The 24,481-nt window shown below is 45.9% G+C and carries 12 protein-coding genes; 8 read left to right on the forward strand and 4 right to left on the reverse strand.

Features of this window, described 5'->3' with window-relative positions:
• Window positions 1-25 precede the first annotated feature (25 nt).
• Window positions 26-2,905 carry a TIM-barrel domain-containing protein gene (locus HMPREF1532_RS09120; RefSeq protein ID WP_005928052.1) on the forward strand — a complete coding sequence of 960 codons (2,880 nt, stop codon included), beginning with the start codon at window positions 26-28 and terminating at the stop codon, window positions 2,903-2,905.
• A gap of 2 nt (window positions 2,906-2,907) precedes the next feature.
• Here the strand turns inward: HMPREF1532_RS09120 and HMPREF1532_RS09125 are convergent, their stop codons facing one another.
• The 4 genes from HMPREF1532_RS09125 to HMPREF1532_RS09140 form a co-directional block, all read right to left on the reverse strand.
• A complete protein-coding gene (locus HMPREF1532_RS09125; protein ID WP_005928056.1) occupies window positions 2,908-5,193 on the reverse strand; it encodes an alpha-N-acetylglucosaminidase in 2,286 nt (761 codons plus the stop codon).
• Between the two features lie 157 nt (window positions 5,194-5,350).
• Window positions 5,351-6,238 carry a T9SS type A sorting domain-containing protein gene (locus tag HMPREF1532_RS09130; protein ID WP_005928059.1) on the reverse strand — a complete coding sequence of 296 codons (888 nt, stop codon included), beginning with the start codon at window positions 6,236-6,238 and terminating at the stop codon, window positions 5,351-5,353.
• Window positions 6,239-6,278: 40 nt separating this feature from the next.
• Window positions 6,279-7,514, reverse strand: coding sequence for a glycoside hydrolase family 88 protein (locus HMPREF1532_RS09135; RefSeq protein WP_005928062.1), 1,236 nt, complete (start codon window positions 7,512-7,514; stop codon window positions 6,279-6,281).
• Window positions 7,515-7,701: 187 nt separating this feature from the next.
• Window positions 7,702-8,808, reverse strand: coding sequence for an alginate lyase family protein (locus HMPREF1532_RS09140; RefSeq protein WP_005928065.1), 1,107 nt, complete (start codon window positions 8,806-8,808; stop codon window positions 7,702-7,704).
• Window positions 8,809-9,172: 364 nt separating this feature from the next.
• Here HMPREF1532_RS09140 and HMPREF1532_RS09145 point away from each other — a divergent pair, with 364 nt between their 5' ends.
• The 7 genes from HMPREF1532_RS09145 (at window position 9,173) to HMPREF1532_RS09175 (ending at window position 24,263) form a co-directional block, all read left to right on the forward strand.
• Window positions 9,173-10,108 (forward strand): hypothetical protein, encoded by a 936-nt coding sequence (locus HMPREF1532_RS09145; RefSeq protein WP_005928067.1) that lies wholly within the window; start codon window positions 9,173-9,175, stop codon window positions 10,106-10,108.
• Window positions 10,105-12,492, forward strand: a complete 2,388-nt coding sequence (locus HMPREF1532_RS09150; protein ID WP_005928070.1) for a polysaccharide lyase family 8 super-sandwich domain-containing protein — start codon at window positions 10,105-10,107, stop codon at window positions 12,490-12,492. The genes HMPREF1532_RS09145 and HMPREF1532_RS09150 overlap by 4 nt, the downstream gene beginning before the upstream one ends.
• 158 nt (window positions 12,493-12,650) lie before the next feature.
• A complete protein-coding gene (locus HMPREF1532_RS09155; RefSeq protein WP_005928073.1) occupies window positions 12,651-14,468 on the forward strand; it encodes a glycoside hydrolase family 35 protein in 1,818 nt (605 codons plus the stop codon).
• Window positions 14,469-14,695: 227 nt separating this feature from the next.
• Window positions 14,696-17,782 carry a SusC/RagA family TonB-linked outer membrane protein gene (locus HMPREF1532_RS09160; RefSeq protein ID WP_005928075.1) on the forward strand — a complete coding sequence of 1,029 codons (3,087 nt, stop codon included), beginning with the start codon at window positions 14,696-14,698 and terminating at the stop codon, window positions 17,780-17,782.
• A gap of 6 nt (window positions 17,783-17,788) precedes the next feature.
• Window positions 17,789-19,492: a RagB/SusD family nutrient uptake outer membrane protein gene (locus HMPREF1532_RS09165; RefSeq protein ID WP_005928078.1), complete on the forward strand. Its 1,704-nt coding sequence runs from the start codon at window positions 17,789-17,791 to the stop codon at window positions 19,490-19,492.
• 27 nt (window positions 19,493-19,519) lie between these two features.
• Entirely contained in the window at window positions 19,520-22,507 is a 2,988-nt protein-coding gene (locus tag HMPREF1532_RS09170) for a SusC/RagA family TonB-linked outer membrane protein (RefSeq protein WP_005928080.1), read from the forward strand.
• 13 nt (window positions 22,508-22,520) lie between these two features.
• A complete protein-coding gene (locus tag HMPREF1532_RS09175; RefSeq protein ID WP_005928082.1) occupies window positions 22,521-24,263 on the forward strand; it encodes a RagB/SusD family nutrient uptake outer membrane protein in 1,743 nt (580 codons plus the stop codon).
• Window positions 24,264-24,481 lie beyond the last annotated feature (218 nt).

Below are 24,481 nucleotides of genomic sequence, written 5' to 3' on the forward strand. Positions count from 1 at the left end.
TAATCACCTCTAAAACTACCCGATCATGAAGATGAAAAACATATATCCTCTGCTGGCAATCCTATTACTGCCCCTGTCACACGCAGCAGCAACAGACCACGAAACCACCAAGGACGGTGTCATCATCCGTCTCAAACAGAAAAGACCGGAAGATGTACAATCCATCCGTCTGCAAGTTATCAACGAGAAGATTATCCATGTATCGGCTACTCCCGAACGAACCTTTTCAGCGAAACCCAGTCTCATTTCCGTGTTCGATACCGGAAAACATCATCCCGACTTTACCGTCAAAGAAGAAAAAGAGTCAATCATTCTGTCTACCAGATCCTTGCATGCACGGATAAGCCTTAACACCGGAGAAATCGGCTTCACTGACCCGGCAGGAAACCCTATCCTGAACGAAAACGAAGGGGGAGGAAAAACATTCCGCGCCATCGAGGTGGAGAACACCAAAGGATACGAACTCCGGCAGGTATTCGAGAGCTCCGACGATGAAGCATTTTACGGATTAGGACAGCATCAGGCCGATGAATTCAACTACAAGGGAAAAAACGAGGAACTGTTCCAATACAATACCAAAGTAGCCGTACCTTTCGTCCTTTCCAATAAGAACTACGGGATCTTATGGGACAATTATTCATTGAGCCGTTTTGGCGATCCACGGGACTATGCGCAGCTAAACGAAGCATTCCGGCTGTACGATAAAGAAGGCCGGGAAGGAGGACTGACAGGAACCTATATTCCCCATCCGCAAAGAGGGAAAGATACACTGGTGCGTACGGAACCTTTTCTCTATTTCGAAAACTTGAAAGCCAACCGTGAATACCTCCCCGAAGGCTTTCCGCTGATGGGGGCCAACGTTACCTTTGAAGGCGAACTGGAAGCCTCAGAGAGCGGTTTACATCGCTTTCTGCTCTATTATGCCGGATATGTAAAAGTATACCTCGACAACGAATTGCTGGTACCCGAACGCTGGCGCACGGCATGGAACCCCAACAGCTATAAGTTCACTGCCAACCTGCCAACCGGAAAACGAATCCCCCTGCGCATCGAATGGAAGCCCGATGGCGGCGAATCGTATTGCGGCCTGCGAGTGCTTACTCCCGTAACGGACAAAGAACAGAACAAGCTGTCGCTATTCAGCGAAATGGGTAATGAAATCGACTATTACTTTATCTACGGCAATTCCATGGATGAAGTGATCAGTGGATACCGTACACTGACAGGCAAAGCGCAGATCATGCCCAAATGGGCGATGGGCTTCTGGCAGAGCCGCGAAAAATACAATACCCGCCGCGAATTGCTGGATGTACTCTACGAGTTCCGCCGTCGCCGAATTCCTCTCGACAACATCGTCATCGACTGGAACCACTGGCCGGAAAATGCCTGGGGAAGCCATGAATTCGATTTGAAGCGTTTCCCCGACCCGAAAGGAATGGTAGACTCCATACATGCCCTGAACGCCAAAATCATGATCAGCGTATGGCCCAAGTTCTACACAAATACCGGACATTTCAAGGAATTCGAGGAAAAAGGATGGATGTATATGCAATCGGTGCGCGACAGCCTGCGCGACTGGGTAGGACCGGGATACAGATACGGCTTCTACGATGCCTACGACCCGGAAGCCCGGAAGCTATTCTGGAAACAGATGCAGGACCATTACTGTCCGTTGGGCATTGATGCCTGGTGGATGGATGCCTCGGAACCCAATGTACGCGATTGTACGGACATGCAATACCGTAAGGCACTTTGCGGACCGACCGCTCTGGGGCCGTCGACCCAGTACTTCAACGCTTATGCCTTGATGAACGCCGAAGCCATCTACGACGGACAACGCAAGATGGATCCCGATCGCCGAGTTTTCCTACTCACACGCTCCGGATTTGCCGGGCTGCAACGTTACAGCACAGCCACTTGGAGCGGAGACATCGCCACCCGGTGGGAAGATATGAAAGCACAGATCTCCGCCGGACTGAACTTTGCCATGAGCGGCATCCCCTACTGGACGATGGACATAGGAGGATTCTGTGTAGAACGCCGCTACGAAAAGGCACAGCGCGAATGGAACCGGACGAAAAAGGAGAATGCGGATTACAAAGAGTGGCGCGAACTAAACGCACGCTGGTATCAATTCGGTGCTTTCTGTCCGCTTTACCGCTCGCACGGACAGTTTCCTTACCGCGAGATATGGAACATCGCCCCGGAAGGGCATCCTGCTTATCAATCAATGGTTTACTACACCCGGCTGAGATACCGGATGATGCCTTACATATATTCATTAGCAGGCATGACACATTTCAATGATTATACGATCATGCGCGCGTTGGTCATGGACTTCGGCAAGGACAAGAACGTATTAGACATCAGCGACCAGTTCATGTTCGGCCCTGCATTGATGGCCTGCCCGGTATATACCTATAAAGCCCGCCAGCGCAAAGTCTATTTCCCGGATGGCAACGGATGGTATGACTTCTACACCGGAAAGTACATTACAGGCGGACAAACACTTACCGTAGATGCCCCCTATGAACAGATTCCGCTCTATGTCCGTTCGGGCGCCATCCTCCCTTACGGTCCGGACCTGCAATACACAGGTGAGAAAACAGCTTCCGAAATCATTTTATACGTTTACACCGGACAGGATGGGGCATTTACTCTCTACGAAGACGAAAATGAAAACTACAACTATGAAAAAGGCCAATATTCCATGATACCTTTCAAGTATGACGAAGCCACCCGTTCGCTGACCATCGGCAAGCGTCAGGGAGAATTTTCCGGGATGCTAAAAGAGAGGACTTTCCGTATTGTTACGGTAAGCCCTACCCAAATGCAGGCTTTCGACCCGGATGCATCCGGCAAAACCATCACTTACAACGGAGGCAAACAGACCATCCGGCTTTGACCTTACAAATCTTCGCCCAGATTCTCGTAAGTGCGTTCATCCCGTGACGGTTTGATGAGTTTTATACTGTCAGTATAATACTCTTGAGAAAGCTTAAAATACTTTTTAAACAGACGTTTGACTATATCGACCTCATCCCCTTCAGTCGCGGGGATACGCGCTTTCCCATAGGTATCTACATAAGATAGTTCCCACTCTGCCAGTGCATGATAAAAATCATTGGCACGGAAAGCCTCTCTGCCGTAAATCTGTGGCAGACCGGCCTCCTCATAAGAAGTCCCTTCATCCAGATGTTGCTGCAACATGGTATAGAACTTCTGCCATCGCGGAAGATAATAGCCGTTTATCAATCCGGCCCATTCCCGCCATGAATAATCAAAAATACGCGGATCTCCATCGGCTCCCCAGATAGTGACCAGAGAAGTGGCATCGCGTTCCATCTGATTCTTTTCCTCTTCCGTCTCTCCCCAGCTACGGGCCTCGGTCAGCCATCGGTCGAAACTATATTCGCTTCGTGTACGCAACAAGGTATCCATATCGGCAAGCATTCCGAGAAAACGTCCCGAATGAAGTGTAAAAGCCTCCCGGTCTTTACTCCGGAACGCCTCGGCAGCCTTACGATGAATGAGTTGTCCCAAATTAGTCATCATCTGCCGTTGTACATCTACAAGATCGAAACGATAGGGGCGGGAAGCCGATAACTTGTCGGCATCTTCCAGCAACAGGCTCTGGGCACGAATAATCAAAGCCGGATCATAAGGAATCTCAAGACCGGCATTCGGACCGGACTTTTTCACATCCAATGCAGGGCGTGCGGCAACAATAGAACTTTTCTCCGTCCCATTCGTTCCCTGACGGTACGGCCCCTCGAGCAACAACATCCACGCTTTCTGCGTGGCCGGTGAAAAAGCACCGTAACGGCGGGTAGCATACTGCTTCAACCAAGCGCGCAGATCAATACTGTCCGGATGGCAAGGCATTTCAAAAGCCAATTCATAATATACCGGATTCTGCTCGATAGCTTCCATAAACAGCCCCGAACCACAGACAGCAGGATTCAAACGTTTTGCTTTACTGTATTGATTGGAAGCAAGAAGTGCCAGATCACCATGCATATTGATACGTCCGCCGAAATTATGCAGATTCCCCACCACAGTAGGATATCCCCAGAATTCCGCTTTCGAAGTACTGCTGCCACGTAAATCGAGAATCAGCAAAGCCTCTTTGGGGACGGCTTTTACAATAGCTTCGCGCAAGCTCCACGACTGCATTGCCCAAGTGCTTTGAGGATCGAACTCCCGGAAAAGACGATGGATGGTTTCCCCCACAGCTTTCAGGTATTCGGGCGTATCTACCGGAGGCGCACTTTCATGAAAAGGATCGGCGGCATAAACTCCGTGAGCGCCAAACAAACGGGCCTGCTCCTCAAGAAAAACCCGCCCCATACGGGTAAACAACGAATCGGTAGGATCCAACTGAGCCGCACCTTTGAAACCGCACCAGGAACGTTGTTGATTGATATTTGCCGTGGGGTATTTATCTTTTAACTCACGGGGAACGTAACCGGAAAATCCTTGCTGGATAGGCTGCATACCCAATTCCAATTGCCGTGCTATGATTTTCTTCCCTAAAGCGGCATGCCTGTCAATTACGGATTTCGGAAGAGGACCGCCATAACTTTGCAGGTTCTGCATCCATTGCCAGGCAGCATGTCCGGGCCCGGCAAGAAAGGCACGTGCTTCTCGGTCACTGAAATTGAAATGCAACAATGTATTGTACCATACCGCATCCAAACCGATGGTGAAAAGCGGCATATTAACGGAATTCATAGCCATGAAATCCAGTTCTTTTTGCCAGCGTTCCCAATCCCACCAGGCAGCAGTGTAGCTGACAGTACAGTAATTCATGTATACGCGATAACGCCCGTTGATAACACGGCGTTCCCTTTCGCGAGGCTGAGGCAGTTTCTCCGGAAGGTTCAACTGATTGCCAAACCAGGAAACATGTGCCTGACAGGTATACTTCAAATACCAATTGAAAGCAGTGGCCAAAGCAACAGGAGTATTACCACGCAAAATGATTTCTTTACCGTTTCCGTCTACTTCATAAACATCGACGCCATTATCCGGTGCAATGATCTCCAACCGGTATTGGGAAGAATAGCCGGGAGTAACCCGTTCGATAAGCTCATAGATTGCTTTCGTATCTTTATTTGCACCATAAGCCGGTAACAAAAAGATACTAAACAAGAAGATGAAAGTGATTTTGTTTTTACTGATTAAATTCATGGTGTCCAAATATTAAAATTGCGCATCTTTATCCTACATTATATACATTGCTGCATATCAACGGACAAAGATGCGCATTCTTTTTTAATTATCCCAATTATATCCTAATACCTTATGATGTAAACCGTCTCCGGCATTTCAAAATAAAGATACTTATTTATTTAACTATTACCTTACGGACTGTTTCTCCGTCTGCTGTTTGCAGCTTCACAATATAAAGCCCGCCGTCAGTAAGACTGATAGTATCAGCTCCTCCATCAGTAGTTTTCTGAGCAACCATCGAACCCAATGTATTAAATACGGTTACCATACCGGCTGCACCTTCAAAAGAGATGCCGTTGTCAATAGAGCGGACTTTGAAGTCATCTTTCTCAGAAGATACATCGATGATACTTACACCTTCGGGAATTTCACCATAGCCTACTTCCAAATCGTCGATATAGCGAACTCCATTGCTTCTGAGCTGAATATCGAATGAAGTAAGATCGAGTTTGGCAAGCTCTACATAAATACCATATTGTTTCCATTCGGTAGTAAGCTCTACATAAGGAACTTTAGACCACGCATCACTATCACCACCATTGTTTTTCGGGTCGTACAACTGAGTAGCTCCAATATACATTTTCGTCCCGTCCGTATCACTCTTTGCCCAAAATGTATAATAGAAATCATCTCCTCTGTCTATAAAAAACGGATCGGCAATATAATCCTCTGCATAAACACTCGATACTTGAGTAACACCTACATGCCAACTAAACCAAGTAGATACAATACCGGTAGCGATAATCTTACAAGCCTTATCAGCTTCCCCGTCACGGTTCTCTGCCTTTTCAAAAGTCACTTCTACCTTATTGCTACCCGAAGTCCAGTTATTGTTTGAAGGAGATACCCAGCCGGCCGGTCTCACACCTATTACATTTTCATCTGCATCCTTGATGTCTACCCAACTATCAAAACTGGTATTATAACCATCTACAAAATAAGATTGTGCATTCATGTTTGCACTTACCAATAACAATGCTACTGCGTAAAATAATTTTCTCATACGAATTGATTTAAAAAGTTAATAATTATGTTATTGAAATTCATTTCTTCGAATTGTAATGCTCATACCGGTTCAAAGCTTCCAGAAAATAATAATCGGCATAAACCAAAGGAACATCGATCTCCTGACCGTGAGGTATACTACCGACGCTATGCATCAGAATAAAGTTATTGTTAGTGCCCGGTACCGCCCGGTAAGCCGGAGAAGAGAGCGACTTAAGTATCTTCACAGCCGCATCGTAGTACGTATCTTCATTCGGTACGTACGTAGCCAGTTCCAGAAAGGCAGAAGCAGCAATAGCCGCTGCCGATGCATCACGGGGAACTACTTTGAAACGGTCGGGATCATATTTCCAATCGGGAACATAGCCTTCCTGCCCGGCATTAAAGTCCCAATACGGTACCCCGTCTTCCGGAAGATTCGGATGGTTGAGCCAATAATCCGCCGTATGTACGGCTATTTCCAAAAAATTAGGATTCTTCGTTTCACGATAAGCCATTGTATAGCCATAAATAGCCCATGCCTGTCCGCGTGCCCATGCCGAATTATCAGAAAATCCCTGACAGGTAGCCTGATGAAGTACTTTTCCCGTCAACGTATCATAATCTACCACATGATAATTGCTATAATCTTCGCGCAACTGATTCTTTGCAGTCGTCTCCGCATGAGTGGTTGCTATCTTGGCATATCTCGTGTCACCCGTTACTTTAGAAGCAAAATAGAGCAACTCCAGATTCATCATATTATCAATAATCACCGGATAAAACCATTCATCCTTTCCATTCCATGCCTTACGGTAGTTCCATGATTTGATACATCCGGTCACTTCACTGAAACGGGTAGTTAAAGAATTGGCAGCTTCAATAATTACATCCTTATATTCTTCTTTACCTGTAAGCCTATATCCGTTACCAAAACTGCAATAGATAAGGAAACCGATATCATGATGGCTTGTCAGCTTTTTCATCGGTTCCAAAGCTTCCGTCCATTTGACGGCACTCTGTTTCCAACTCTCTTCACGGTTATGTTCATAGATATACCATAGACATCCCGGATAGAATCCTTCCGTCCAGTCATTCTTCGGAGTGGCAATCAACTGTCCGTCCTTGCCCGTAGTACGTGGGTACACAGTAGGTTCGGGAACCGCTTTCAGTTGATTACTCAAATGCTGTTCGGCAACTAAAAAATCATCTTCAATGAGTGCTTTCTTCTTATCCGCTTGCATGCAAGACATGCAAAGAGAGCAACTCAACAATAATAGTCCAATAATTCGCATATAGGTTGACATTTTCATTATATATTCTTTCTCAGTAGCTGTTTAGTAGTAGTCAAGTAGTTAAGTAGTTATCACTTCGTTAGTAGTAAGTAGCAGATAGTATATAGCTTAACAATCAGTAGTATCCTACTTGACTACTTTAACTACTTAACTACTTGACTACTAATCGGCTACTTGACTACTAAAATCACTCTTCTTCACCGTAATACCAGCGCAGATTGCTAAGGGTGAGCCGCCAGGTATAAAATGGGTTACCGCCCCGATACTTATCAACAGCACGTAGAAGGTCTTGATCCATTTCGAGAAGCTCATCGGCAACATACATTGTTCCGGCAGGGCTATAAGGTTTATTATAATCACTACGTTTTTTATCGGGTGCCCATTCCGTTTCTACAAATTCCGTATGCGGATTCTTCGCCGGGTCCAATAAATAAGGTTTCCAGAAATCGACACTTTTCTTAATAGAAGCCCCCCAGTTCACGTCTTGCGCATAAAATTCATCAGCTACCTTATATCCTTCATAACAGGCCATTCCATGACAGATTTCGGCAAAGAACAGTAAATCATAAGAATGGTAAGCAAAAGCATCACGACCCATCAAATCAGTAGTAGTACCATTGGCGTATAGATTATTTTTCACCCAACCGGAATACCTGTTTCTGAAATAAGTATTCACTACATTTTTATCATTCAATGCCGAACCGTAATAATAAAATTGCTGCATAAGACAAGTTCCCCAGTTATTATCGCGTAAATCATTATCCTTAATGAATACATTGATACGCTTTCTGAACCATCCGTCTATCTCGTCTCTATCTGCCTGCGAAATCACATTGCGAATAATGCTATATCCCTCTACAGCCGGTGTATATACACTTTCGTGAATATTTGATTTGGATACGGCCACATTCACCTTTCCCCACGCCTTCAGATATTCAACAGCTTTATTCAGAAATTTATCGTCTTGCGAGAATGCATAAACCACGCAAAGCTGGTAGATAGCGTTCATTTCACCATTTATATCCACATTATTAGGATTGTTGGAGGTTGAAACGGCAGGAGTGGTTTTCCGGTCATTGTTCACAATTGTTTCCGCCGGATTTCTCATCTGTTTGATGTAGGCGCTCTTAGGAGGATTATTGCCTTTCTTCTCAATATCTTCTTTCATCTTATCATAATGATAACGAGTCATCATCAGATTGGGAAACATTAAATCTACATTGTCCGTAGATTGAGCTTTTCCGGTAAGCGAAGTGCCTACCAACAGGAACAGGAGTAAAATGTGCTTTTTCATCGTCTATTATATTAATGTAACCAATACGGAAACAGTTGTCGCCAACTGATCACAGAGGCAAATGTAGAGAAGATGCAGCAGACTGAGGTTGATGTATTGTATCGGCAGTAGTATCGAATTATCTTTCGGACAATATAATCCCATAATACGGATAAAAACACCCATAGGGCGCTAAAAATGCGGAAAACAGAGAAGAACTTTCTTCAAGACAAGAACAAAGGGACACCCGAAGGAATATAATCCCCATTTCGTCCAACGGACAATAAAATCATCTATTTCGGACAATAGGCAACATCCCATTTTCACAACATCCTCTACTTTTGTAAGTAGTAAAACAAAATCAGCCTCACAAATTGATTGAATTATGAAAAACAAGATCATTACTTCCGCGCTGTTAGCAGCATTTATCTCTTTTTCCGGAAATATGTTCGCACAAGAACTTTTCCGGGCAGACTTTGAAACTTATGAAACAACTCCTTATTTCTTCCGCTTCGGCAACACAGGAAAACGGGGAGACTATAAACCCAAATCACGTTGGATGTATTCACACGAAGTGATAGACAATCCGGCATCCGCCGAAGGCAACCATTCGGGAAAAGTACTGAAATATGCCTCTATGGAAGCACGCAACTACGGATTGAAATTTCTCTTTGACACGCCTATCTCCATCGACGACCTGAAAGTAGTAGAGTTTATGATCTATCAACCGCTCAATGTGATCGGTAAAGAAACAGACGATTGGGAAGACCCGGCAGAGAAACAAGACATCTGTATCAAACTGCTTTCGAAATTCAATACAACGAATGATCTTATACAGGACGAGGGCATACTTCTCAATAAATCGGTTTATGACTTTACCACGGAAGGAAAATGGATTACCTACACATTCACATTCAACAAAGCCGCCTATTCCAGCCAGATAAGCAAATTCACCAATGGAGTATTGGGAATAGCCATACTGCCGACCTACAACTCGAATGTCGTGCTGTATGAAGACCAACAGCACGTCTGCTATATCGATAATATCGTAGTAAACCCTTCACCGACAGGTATCTCCGGCCCGAATACCGAAAAGACGGCAATCGAGTACAGCGACGGAAAACTCACCCTTTGCGGTGCAGAAAACGGCCCTGCCAATATCACCGTCTATGACACGAACGGATGTGCAGTGACAGCAGCAGAGATTACCGTAGAAAACGGAAAAGCTTCATTGGCTTTACCACTTGATAATAATAAGGTATATCTGGTAAACGTAGTAACACAAAATCAATGTTATCGTCAAAAGATCAGTAAACTATGAGACAGATACTAACCTGTTTGATACTAATCGGCCTCTTGTTTACCGGTGATCTATATGCAACAGACAACGGAAAGAAAGAAACCATCCGCCGTTTGCGACAAGAGTTTGCCAGACACATCAGCGGAACTCCTGTTACCAACTATACGTTAGCGGAATCCCTGTCCTTGATCGATGCAGACGGACGTTTTACCGATAAGCGCCCGGAAGAGGAGATCATTATCCGCAACAACTATGCCGCCGGAACCAACATGGCGCACTGTATCCAAATCAACAACCTGACCCGGGACTGTTTTGAACGGTTGCAGGTTATAGCCGATTCATACCGTGGAGTAAAAGGACTCGACCCGTCGGACAAGGGAGTACAAACCTTATTACGCGGCATTGCCTTCTACGGTAAGATGGAAAACGAGCGTAACAACGATGCCCCCGGACGCTTCCATGCCTCCTGCTTCGCCACCCCGCGTGCCGCAGTCAAAACCTACTTTGCCTTGCTCGATCTGATGGACCGTATCGAGGCAGGAGAAGTGAAAGATTCGATTGCCCTTGCAGCGCATCAGAAACTGTTCGATGTAGGTTTCCAGTCATGGACACAACCTTACAGACACGATGAAACGGATAAGAATGTAGTAAGCGTGGAACGATTCCGCAAGCACGTCTGGTGGGTAGGAGGCAATGCACTCGACTATCGCCCGGTACTGGAAGCAGCCGTGATGATGAGTTCCATCCCGATGATAGATGTATTGTCCGAAGTAGCGATCGGTTCGTTATCCGTAGTTTCGCAAACCACTTACGACGACGCTTTCTGGACAGAAGGAACTACCGCCGACGGTGCCGGATGGGGACATGGAATGCAATGCCTTGTATGGGGATATCCCATCGACGGGCTAAAAGGAACTTTCCGCATATTGAAACACCTGCAAGGCTCACCGTGGGCCAAACAACTTTCGCGGGAAAATGTAGAGGTGGTGCTTCACTATATCCGTTGTTCCGCTTTCTATCACCACAAAGGCATCATCCCACCGTTGGTAGACAGAGGAAACATGACGCGGAAAAACAACCGCCGTGGCAATGTGCCTTCACACATCCTTGCCAAGACATTACTGGCAGACTGGCGTACATCACTCACTTCCGAAGAAATACAGGAACTGGAACAGTTCACCGAAGAGTCTTCCCGCCTAAATGTGCAAATGACATCCGCTCCCGACGGATATTATCACGGAACCCGCTATTTTTATAACAACGACGACCTGATAAAGAAAACGAACGATTATTACCTCTTCATCAATATGGGCTCCATCCGGGTGGATGGTTTGGAAAGTGCTTATCCCGGTGCTGCCGGTTATAATTTCTACAGTGCCGACGGAGTAACCCTGTTTCAGCGGGATGGCAGTGAATACCGCCATATTATCGGCGCCATGAATCTCACTGCATGGCCGGGAGTCACTACCCGCCAGACTCCCACCGCATTGAAACCAATCGAGAATTGGAGCGGTTATACCAGTTCTTACAATTTTGCCGCCGGCGCCACCGATGGAAAAGGAGACTTCGCTACCGGATTTATCTATCAGAAGATAAACGCCAAGATGAAAGAAAATCCCGGCAACTCCGAGGCCAAAGATGTCAATAAGGACATATATGGCGTACGTGCATACAAAAGCTATTTCATGTTCGACGACTTATTCCTTGCATTAGGAGCAGGGATTACGAATCTCTCACCGGAAAAGGAGGGGGATATCACAACTACCATCGAACAGACTTACAGCCCGACCGCACCGGAAACAGTAAAAAAAGGAAAAATCGACTGGATATGCCACGAAGGTTTTGCTTACGGAATAATCCCGAAAGAGACATCCGGCGAAATGAAATGGCGTCGTGAAGAACGTACTACCGACTGGAAACGGCTTTGCAAAGCCAATACCGAACCGGAAACGACTGTTCCCGTATTTCAGATGGAAATTGTACACGGGCGGGAGATAAAAGACGCTACTTATGCCTACATGGTGAACTGTAAAGGCGAACTTCCCAAAGCAATACCGAACGTACTTGCCAACACCACACAGCTACAAGCAGCAGAAAATCCGGAAAAGACCCAATTGGGTGCCGTCTATTTCGATGCTTCCGCTACAGCCAAAGGAAAGTTAGGAACATTCAGAGTATCGTCACCGGCAGCCCTGTTTGCAGAAAAGAAAGACGGCAAACTGATACTGACCGTTACAGATGCTTTCATGAAGAAAGACTTGAACAACCTGACTGTATATACTTCTGTACCCGTCACAGGCGAGGAGGTCACCAAACAGAAAAAAGGAGTCTATGAAATCAAAGTGCCCCTCCCGACAGGAGCACAATGCGGACAACCCGCCACCATCACCCTAAAACTCCTCTAACACTCTATAAATCGACCTGTATGGAAAAAACGCACTTTTAAGTGTAATTAATTTCCGCCTTCTATCCTCCGGCTTACGTATCATCCACATGTATCAAGGACAGAAGTGCGGAAATTAATGTACATGAAATCTAATTACCACTAAATAACTATCATTTTATGAAAAAAAAACTTTTCACTTTTCTTATGACACTGATTCTGCTGACAGGCAGCGGTACATGGGCTCAGGCACAGACAAAAGGCACACACACTTTCCGTCTGGGCGACAACCAGTTCTGGCTGGATGACAAACCTTTCCAAATCATCTCCGGCGAGATTCACCCGTCACGTATCCCGGCAGAATACTGGAAACAACGGATACAAATGATCAAAGCGATGGGTTGCAATACCGTAGCCTGCTATATTATGTGGAACTATCACGAAAGCGAACCGGGAGTGTTCGATTTTCAGACAGGCAATAAGAATCTGGAAAAATTCATCCAAACCGTACAGGATGAAGGCATGTTCCTGTTATTCCGTCCGGGACCTTACGTCTGCGGCGAATGGGACTTTGGCGGACTTCCTCCTTATCTGCTCTCCATACCGGATATAAAAATCCGTTGTATGGACACCCGGTATACAGCGGCAGTAGAGCGCTATGTAGACAAGATCACCCCCATCATAAAGAAATATGAGATCACCAACGGCGGTCCTATCATCATGGTGCAGGTAGAAAACGAATACGGAAGCTATGGCAACGACCGTATTTACATGAAATGGATGCACGACCTTTGGCGTGACAAAGGCATCGAAGTACCTTTCTATACGGCAGACGGAGCCACTCCTTATATGCTCGAAGCAGGAACACTGCCGGGAGTAGTCATCGGACTGGACCCGGCCGCCTCAAAAGCAGAATTCGACGAAGCCCTGAAGGTACATCCCGATGCCAGTGTTTTCTGTTCCGAACTTTATCCGGGATGGCTTACCCACTGGCGTGAAGAGTGGCAACATCCGTCCATCGAGAAAATTACCACAGACGTAAAGTGGCTGCTCGATAACGGCAAGTCATTCAACTATTACGTTATCCATGGCGGAACCAACTTCGGTTTCTGGGCCGGAGCCAACTCTCCGCAACCCGGAACATACCAACCGGACGTAACGAGCTACGACTATGATGCGCCTATCAATGAGATGGGCCAGGCTACTCCCAAATACATGGCTTTGCGTGAACTGACCCAGAAATACAGCAAAAAGAAACTGGCACCGATCCCCGACCCTATACCTACCATCACATTCCCGGCCACGGAAACGAAAAGATATACAAGCATCTGGGACAACCTGCCTGCCGCCAAACAAATCGTACAGCCGGTTCCGATGGAAATGATGAAACAATACGAAGGAATGATCTTGTATCGCACCAAACTGATCGGTCATAAAAGCGGTAAGCTCCGTGTAGACGAGGTGCACGACTACGCAACCGTCTTTTTGAACGGACGTTATATCGGAAGCATCGACCGTACCCTGGGCCAGCATACCATCGACCTCCCGGTATCCAATGTAGAAAATCCGGTTCTGGACATTCTGGTAGAAAGCATGGGACGCATCAACTTTGCCGCACAGATGATCGACCGCAAAGGTATTACCGACCGGGTTACCCTGAACGGCATGACACTGATGAACTGGGAGGCATTCAATATACCGATGTCATCGGAATATGTATCCAATCTGAAAGAAAGCGATACGGTTCGTCCGGGCATGTTCTTCAAAACCACTCTGCAACTCGACAAAGCCGGAGATTGCTATATCGATCTGAAAGACTTCACAAAAGGACTGGTTTACGTCAACGGACACAACCTCGGCCGCTTCTGGAATGTCGGTCCGCAGTACCGTCTGTATTGTCCGGGAGTATGGTTGAAAGAGGGTACCAACGAAATTATCATCTTTGATATGCACCAGACAGAACCGGGAGTAATTCAAGGAGTGGAAACATTGGAATAAAATAGTAATAATTGGTTGTACTCTGTTGAAAACCGGTATATATTGTCTTTATTAGGGGGCATTTTTGTCCGAATACACTATTATACCATTTTACCGGTACACAGAGTACAACCCATTGCAAACAAAATGCATTTCATTTGCACAACCGTTCGGAAGAGAGTATGATCCGCCCTTCCCGCATAACGGCAAAATTATCGAGTCATTAATTTTTTAATCTTAAAAAGACTATGAACACAGAAACGTTACATTTTAAATTTCTAAAAGTGTTTTGCTGTGTATTGCTGCTGCAACTTGGCTGGAGCCACGCGCTCGGAGCTGTGACAGAAGCAAATCAGACCCGCCAGATACAGGGTGTGATCACTGATAGCCAGGGAGAAACCTTACCCGGCGTAAACGTAATCGTAAAAGGGACATCTATCGGAGCAATCTCCGATCTGGATGGAAAGTTTACATTACAAGTACCTTCGCCCAAATCCGTATTAGTAATTTCTTACGTAGGATACGAGACATACGAAGTAATCGTGGGCAACAAGACCTCGTTCAACATTGTACTGGAAGATCAGATGAATGCACTGGACGAAGTTGTGGTAGTGGCCTATGGGTCACAAAAGAAACAAACGGTAACCGGCGCCGTCAGTATGATGAAGAGCAGCGAGCTGGTTGCCGCACCGGTAGCGAACGTAACCAATGCATTGGTTGGTAAACTTCCGGGTGTAATCACCCAACAACCGGGCGGACGTCCGGGTGAAGACGCTGCTACGATTCTGATTCGTGGTAAGTCCACGTTCAACGATGCTTCTCCCCTTATCATTATCGACGGTGTGGAACAAGAATCATTCTCCCAACTCGATGCCAACGAAATCGAAAGCCTTTCCGTATTGAAAGATGCCTCTTCCACTGCCGTATATGGTATTCGAGGTGCGAACGGTGTTATCCTGATCACGACCAAAAGAGGGAAGGAAGGAAAGCCTAAAATTTCGGTTACCGCCAACTGGGGATTGCAACGGCCTACGCAGATTCCGGAATTCTTAGGTTCATACGAACATTTGTTGCTCCGCAAAAAAGCATGGGAAAACGACGGTAAAGATCCGCTGCAACAAGACAACGGATTGCTGACAGACGAATCATTGGAAGGTTTCCGTCTCGGACAAGACCCTTACCGGTATCCGGATGTAAACTGGTATGACGAAATGGTCAACAAGAGCGGTTCTCTCCAGCAACAATACAATATTAATATTTCCGGTGGTACCAAAGTAGTAAGATATTTCATTTCATTGGGATACCTGAACCAGGGGGGTATGTTTAAATATGGCGACTTACAGAAAGATTATAATCCGGAGGTATACTACCGCCGCTTCAATTTCCGGTCGAACATCGACTTGAACATCAACAAATACCAGACCGTATCTGCCAATATCTCCGGCCGTTCCGGTGAGATGAACGGATTCTCGGGTGCATCGGGCAGCTTCTTCCAAGGACTGATTGCCAAAGAACCCTGGAGACATCCGATCTATAATCCGGATGGCACGATTGCCGGTGTGGAAGGTTCGGGCAATCCGCTCTCTACCATTGCATATAGCGGATACGAAAACTCGAAGACCAACTATTATGATCTGGTAGGTACCCTGCACAACGACTTGAGTTTCATCACCGAAGGCTTGTCATTCGATATGAGCATCTCGTTCAACAACAATTTCGGTTCGACCAAAGTCTATACGGACGGTATCGATACTTATTATTACGAACCGAATTCCGGACGTTACGACCAGTTGGGAGAGGATTCTCCGTTCCGGTTCAAAGAAGATAAGAAAACCAACCCGATGAGACGTACGAACCTACAATTAAAGATAGGGTATGCCCGTCGTTTCGGCAAGCATAACATCAACTCCATATTGGTTTATAACCAGCAGAAAACAACCAGTGGAAACAGTATACCAAGCGCATTGATGGGATATGCCGCCCGCGTAGAATATGGATTTGCAGAAAAATACCTGGGTGAAGTCAGCTTAGGATACAACGGCTCGGAGAACTTTGCCAAAGGACACCGTTTCGGATTCTTCCCTTCGGGTTCATTGGGATACGTCATCTCTGAAGAACCGTTCATGGCAAAAGTGAAAAACGTGATTCCTTTCTTGAAAGTAAGAGGTTCAATCGGTCTGGTAGGTAATGACAAATCCAAAGACCGCTTCCTGTACATGGGTGAATATGCTGCCCAAGGCATATATGCCGGTGGCGGAACCCCGAGTTTCGGATTCGGAACCACCAACCCTTCTACCAATGGCGGTATCTATGAAAAGAGAAACGAAAACAAGCTGCTTACATGGGAAACAGCCCTAAAAGGCAATATCGGTCTGGAAGCCCGCCTGTTTTCAAACGATCTGTTGACTTTCACCGCAGACTTCTTTAAAGAACATCGTAAAGATATCCTTCTTCAAGGACGTTCCACTCCACAAATCATCGGTTTGTCGAGCCCTTACCTGAATGTGGGTGAAGTAAAGAACTGGGGATATGAGTTCGAACTATCACATCGCCACCACATCGGAAAAGTAGATTATTACATCCGTGCCAATTACAGTTTTGCACGAAATGAAGTTATAAACTATGATGACCCCGCAGGAACTCCCGATTATCAGAAAATTGCCGGATTCAGAATCGACCAGTTCAAAGGTTACCAAGTTCTCGGATTCTTCCAGAACGAAGAGGAAATCAAGCATTCTCCCGACCAGACAACTTTAGGAGGCCCTATTATTCCGGGCGACTTGAAATACTGGGACCGCAATGGAGACGGCACACTGACAGAAGCGGACAAAGTGGCCATCGGCTATTCCCGCATTCCCGAAATCATGTATTCGGTCACTCCCGGTATCATCTGGAAAGGCCTGGAAATATCGGCACAATTCCAGGGAGCGGCTCATGCCTCTGTACTGTTTGCCGGAAATGCCGGTTATGAATTCGGTGGCGGTGCAGGCGGTGGCCAGGTTTCCAAAATACATCAAGACTATTGGACACCGGAGAACCCGAACGCATCCTATCCGTCACTACACATGGCAACTAAACACAGCAACAAAAACATCAACTCATTGCATCTGAAATCAGCCGCCTACCTGCGTCTGAAGAATGTACAGATTACTTATTCATTCCCTGCTTCCATCTATCGCAAATTGGGAATGACCGGACTGAAAGTTTACTTGAACGGAACGAACCTCTACACATGGTCTAAGATCGATAACTTCGACCCGGAAACCGTAAATGCCAGTGGAGAAGTTTATCCGCAACAAAGTGTCTATAATCTTGGTGTAAACATTAACTTTTAATCGAATATGAAAAAATTATTTATCATATATGTAATAGCGGCATCCATAGGTTTCTCCTCCTGTACAGGTTTGTTCGGAGAAGGACAGTTGGATATGGCTCCGGTAGAAGATATCAACGAAGACAAGATATTTTCGGACTATGCAATGTTCCGTCAGTATGCAGACCAGGCTTATTCTTACATGCCCGGTCATTTGGGACGCCTCTGGAACTCTTTGGTTTCGTCGATGGGTGACGAATCACGCAACAAGGGTGGTTGTACCGCTATCTTCAATAACGGAGCATGGGACGGTACACGAATGGATACCAGTAATAAAATGGTTGATGCCAACAACGAAATTTCGGACATGTGGCAGAATATGTACATCGGTATCCGCAAGGCCAATAAGATCATCGAAAACATAGACCGCATTCCCAACTTCCCGTCCGATGAAATCAAAGACCGTTGTTTGGGAGAGGCTTACTTCCTGCGTGCTTTCTTTTACTTCGAACTGATCAAACGTTGGGGCGGTGTACCTATCATCGACCATACACTGGTATTAAATCAGGATAATCTGGATTTACCCCGCGACACATACGAGAAATGCGTCGAGTTTATCGAAAATGATTGTAAAACTGCTGCCGGCCTGCTGCCCCTGAAGTATGCCGATGCTGACAACGGCCGCGCCTCGAAAGGAGCCGCACTGGCACTGAGATCCAGAACTCTGCTATATGCCGCCCGTCAATTGCACAACCCTACCAATGACATTGCCAAATGGGAAAAAGCAGCCAAAGCAGCCAAAGATGTAATCGACCTGAAACTCTATACGCTCTATCCGGATTATGTAAACATGTTCTTCCAGCCGGTTTGCAGTGAAATCATTATGAACCGTCCGCGCATCAAAATGAATTTTGAACAGGGACATACCAACGGAAGCACTTTCTGGACACGTTTTATTGCCACTCAAGGATACAATGGCTGGGCAGGAGAATGGGTTACTCAGAATCTGGTGGATATGTTTGAAGATTCTAAAGGTTACCCCATCACCAATTCGCAAATTTATAATGACGAAGATCCGTATGCCAACAGAGACCCGCGTCTGGACATGTGTATCTTACGCAACGACCGTTTCTGGTACGACCGTAAACTGGAATTTTGGGTAACAGCCGATGGAAAAGAATCGGGACGCGACAAGGGAACTACCCATATCAATGTTTTGGGATATGCCATCGCCAAATTCTGGCCGGAAACTCACCAGCGATATAAAGGAACTTCCACTTATATGAATTATATTTTCTTCCGTTATGCAGAAATACTGTTGAACTTTGCCGAAGCGCAAAATGAAGTAGGCGGTCCGGAGAGCTCATTGGAAGGACTCTCGGTTAGAGAAGTTCTGACAGAACTCAGGGCACGTGTCGGTCAGGTGCCGATTCCGGAAGACATTTCGGACAGTAGAGAAAGCATGCGCGAACGTATTTATAATGAACGTGCAGTAGAGCTCTGCTTTGAAGAACACCGCTGGTACGATGTACTCTCCTGGCACAAAGGAGTAGAATATTTCAATAAGGATATTTATGGTATCCGTGCCGTGAAAAATGCGGATGGCTCGTTCACTTATTCCCGCGAGAAGTATGAAAGTGCGACATTCAAAGAACACATGCATCTTTATCCGATACCGAATAACGAAGTGTACAAGAGCGCCGTATTGGAACAGAACCCGGGATGGAAATGATGGTATAAACCCTAAAATATGATTCAAATGAAGAGATTTATATATTTGTGCACCGTTCTGTGTACGCTGCTTTTATCGGTAACGCCGGTAAAAGCTCAAAAGACCCAAAAGAACTCGACAGTAACTGTTGAAGGTATTGTGGTCGATGAAAACAATGTCCCCATGCCCGGTATCACCGTAAATGTGCAAGAGAAACAGACAGATGCCGTAACGGATGAGGATGGTAAATTCTATATGTTGCTCGATCCGTCGGATGTATTGGTGGTCAACCTGAAAGGCTACCGTCCGGTAATCAAACGTCTCGACAATCAACCGGTCTATACGCTGAAAATGGTAAAATACCTGACGTATGAAGACGAAATGATCGGTGTGTCTTATGGAGAACAATCCAAAAGAAGCATGACTTCTGCCGTATCGAGCATCGGTACCGATGTAATTGAAAAGAACACGGTGAGCAGTATCGAACAGGCCATGAACGGAACGCTTTCCGGACTCTATTCAATTAAAAACGGAGGAGAAAAATTAGGTAAAAGCAACTATACCTTTTATGTACGGGGTATGGCTACCAATGCCAATGCCAAACCTCTGATCTTAGTGGACGATATAGAAGCCAACATCGACCTGATGGACTTTAATGAAGTGGAAAGCATCTCGGTACTGAAAGACGCATCGGCCCTGGCCATGTACGGCATGCGCGGAGCCAACGGTGTTATTCTGATCAAAACCAAACATGGTAGTGAAGTAAAACACTCGATCAATGTGGATATCCGTGCCGGATTCCAAACCCCAGAATACATGTCCGACCGCTTAAACGCTTACCAATATTCAACACTCTACAATGAGGCTTTGAAGAATGACGGTTCGTCTCCCATGTATAATCCCGATATGTATCTTCGCTCGGACAGAGACCCGTATCTCTATCCGGATGAAAACTACAAGGATCGTTTCATCGGCAACAGTTCTCCTTTCCAGCACTATAATTTCTCTGCTTCGGGAGGCAACGGCCTGGCACGCTACTTCGTGACTGCCGGTTATATGAAACAAGAGGGAATTTTCAAGGATGCAAGTGCCAACAACATTTACGAACGTTTCAATTTCCGTTCCAATCTGGATATCAATCCTATCAAAGGAATGCTGTTCAATATTTTAGTTTCTGCCGCCATCGATAAAAACAAGGCTGCCAACACCGGTTCGGAAGTAGCGGCGGCTACCAACTCTGTGTTTAATACACTGATGACCCTGCCTGCCAATGCTTTCCCGATGTTCAATAAAGATGGCTCGCTCGGCGGTACTTCCGAATATCAGACCAACCCTTACGGACTGTTGAACCGTCACGGCTACCGGAAAGACGAATCCCGCCTGCTCAATGTACAGGTAAAAGGAAAATATGATTTGGATATGCTGTTGCCGGGATTGTCGGTCGATGCTTATTACGGTTTCGAAAACTTCAATATGCAATACTTGAGCATCAACAATACTTATGCCGTATTCCAGGAGAATACAGACGGTACGTATACGCAATTCGGTAAAGACGAGTATAAAAACAGCCGTAGTTCGGCCATGATGGACGGATTCTACCGCTATAACACATTGGGCGCAGGCCTTAACTACAACCACACCTTCGGAAGTGTACACGACCTGGCTGTCCGGCTGTTCTACAATCATTCCAGCGAAACGGTTCCGGGCGATAATCCGGATTATAAATATCAGGGACTGGCCATGCGTGCACAATATGGCTTCAACAAACGCTACTACGCAGAAGTAACAGCTTCTTATCAGGGTTCCAGCAATTACAGAAGCGGAAAACGTACCGGATTCTTCCCGGCCGTCGGATTGGCATGGGTTGCTTCGGACGAGAAATGGCTGCAATCGGCAGAAGCGATCGACTTCCTGAAATTCAGGGTCTCTTATGGTGTGAACGGTAACGACCAGACCGGCGGCCGCCGTTTCCCTTATCGTCAGGAATTCACTTCATCGGGCGGATATGCTTTCGGTAACCCGAACGGAAGCACCGACGGTTCACAGGAAGGAGTATTGGCCAATCCGGACGAAACATGGGAGAAATCATACAAGTTTAACGTAGGATTCGACTTGGAACTATGGAGAGGACTTTCATTTACCATGAACTATTTCAATGAAAAACGCCGGGATGTACTGGTAGATTATTCCAATATCGTTCCTTCATTAATCGGTATCGGCCTTTCCAAATACAACGGCGGATCGATCGATAACCAGGGTATCGACTTCAATGTGCTTTATAACAAGCAATACAAAAACGGCGGATTCTTTGTCGGAGGAAACATGTTGTGGGCAAAAAACAAGATTATCGACCTGAAAGAGATAGCTTACAAATATGCTCATCAATACCGCAAAGGACACTCCATCGGCACACGCTTCGGTTTCGAAACCAATGGCCTGTATACTCATCCCGACCAACTGGTAAATGCCCCTACAGGTTCTTTCGGAAGTCCTGTCTTAGGTGACATCGTTTATAAAAACCAGAATCCGGAAGATGACAATGTGATCGACGAATCGGATATGGTAGCTTTGGGAAATTCATTGCCGGAAATCATATTCGGTGCTACATTGGGAGGTAATTACAAAGGATTCGACATTCAGTGCAATCTGGAAGGATCTTCTTTGTTCTCTACGCATTATATTCCGAACAAGTTTACTCCTTATGCCTATGAGAACCGTTGGAATCCGAATGATCCGGCTGTACAGACAGCCTATCCGGGACTGAGCATCTCCCGTGAATATAACACGCAGACATCGGATTTCTGGCAGAAGAAAACCTCTCTGCTCCGCATTTCATCCGCAGAAGTAGGCTATACATTCCCCAAACAACTGATGAAAAAGATCTTCCTTTCTTCATTGCGTGTTTATGTAAATGCCAATAATCTGTTCACTTTCTCAAATGCAATAGATGGCCGTAACCCGGAAGCGATGAATGCCGGATATTCTGAATATCCTTTATTGAGAACATTCTCTTTCGGTATATCTATCAAACTTTAAAAACACTACGATTATGAAAATCAATAAATATATTATAGGTTTAGGCTTGACTTTCTCTTTCCTTTTTGCCGGTTGCGATTCTTTTCTGGATCCGGCAAAAGACGGTAAATTAGGAGAAGAAGATATATGGAATGAAACCCGGCGTGCTTTCGGGTTCTTGAACGACGCATACAACAAGCTGCCAAGCGGATACAATTATATCGACAATGCAATGCTGGCAGCCGGATGCGACGAAGCGGTACACTCGGATGTGACAAGTGACATCAAAGGTTTTAATAACGGTACATGGGATTCTTACTTTCTGGTAGAAAACGTATGGAGCAAAAACTATGAGGGAATCCGCATCGTAAACCGCTTCCTTGAAAGAATCGACGATCTTAAAATGCCGGTTAAACCGACTGTTTCCGGAACGGACGAACAGTTGATCCGTACCCGTGAGCGTATGAAAGGAGAAGCATTTTTCCTGCGTGCCTATTTCTATTTCGAACTGATCAAACGTTACGGCGGTGTACCTTTGTTTACAAAATCATTGACGGTTGAGGAAGCTCAGCAAGCCACCCGCGCTTCGTATGACGATTGCATGAAACAAATTATTGCCGACTGCGACTCGGCCGCCAACCGTCTGCCGGAACAATACAAAGGAAGTTCCGAAAGTGTGGGATTCGACGACAAGAAAGAATTGGGACGCCCTACTACCGGAGCCGCTTACGGACTGAAATCACGCGCATTGCTCTACTGGGCAAGCCCGTTGAACAATCCCGGCAATGACAAAGAACGCTACAAACGCTCGGCCGATGCTGCCCAATTGGTTGTAAAATCGGCCTTCAGATACAAGCTGATGAACTTTACAGACGACAGCGAGTCATTTACCGATTTATATGCCGTCAGCGAAAACTTCCTGCAATATCATCGCGAAATCGTGTTCTCTACCAAGTATAACAATACGGTGTCGGTTGAGCAACAGAACTCCCCGTTGACTATGGGAGGAAAAGGCTTGACCAACCCGACACAAAACTTGGCAGACGCTTTCGGTATGGCAAATGGCAAAGGGATCAATGAACCGGGATCGGGATACGATGAAGATCATCCTTACGTAGGCCGCGACCCACGTTTCTACATGACTTTCGCATATGACGGATCTGAATTCACCGTGAATGATAAAACCCAGACCATTGAAACATTCGAAGGCGGAAAAGATGCCACCGCCACCAATAAGACAGCAACCAAAACGGGATATTACCTGAAAAAACTCCTGTCACCGCAAGCCGTATGGGACGGAAGAACCAATAACATCACCCGTACCTGGATATTGATGCGTTATGCCGAAGTGCTGCTGAATTATGCCGAAGCCATGAACGAATATTGCGAATCGCCGAGTCAGGCACCGAACGACTCAATCTATAAAGTAGTGGAACTGATACGCAAACGTGCAGAATTGAGCCCGTACAAATTGCCTGCCGGACTGACAAAAGAGGAGATGCGCGAAGTAATCCGCAACGAACGCCGCGTGGAACTGGCATTTGAAGAACACCGCTTCTTCGATATCCGCCGTTGGCGCCTGTTAGACGATCCGCAGGAGAAAGCCGACTATCTGAAAATAGAAGGTATGCAAATTGTAAAAGATGATAATGACGAACCTCATTACAGTAAATATACCGTAGAAAACCGGGTATTTGACGAACGGATGTATCTCTATCCGATCCCGAAATCCGAAATATTGAAAGCACCGGGAATTACTCAGAACCCGGGATGGTAGTCAACTAAAGGGAGTTAATTAAAGGGAGAAGGAAGAATGGAGAGGGGAGAAGTACTATGCAGGGTGATAAGGCTGCGTAGTATTTCTCCCCTCTCTTTTTTATACTATTTCTCTCTTTTTACATTTAAAGAAATAACAGGTTCCAAATAGCAATATATCACCTTGATTTTACCCCCCCTTCATCGCCTTTACCTTTTTCCTGTATGGCCGATAAATAA

Origin of the sequence: Bacteroides salyersiae WAL 10018 = DSM 18765 = JCM 12988, from assembly GCF_000381365.1 — a bacterium.
In the GTDB taxonomy this organism is placed as follows: domain Bacteria; phylum Bacteroidota; class Bacteroidia; order Bacteroidales; family Bacteroidaceae; genus Bacteroides; species Bacteroides salyersiae.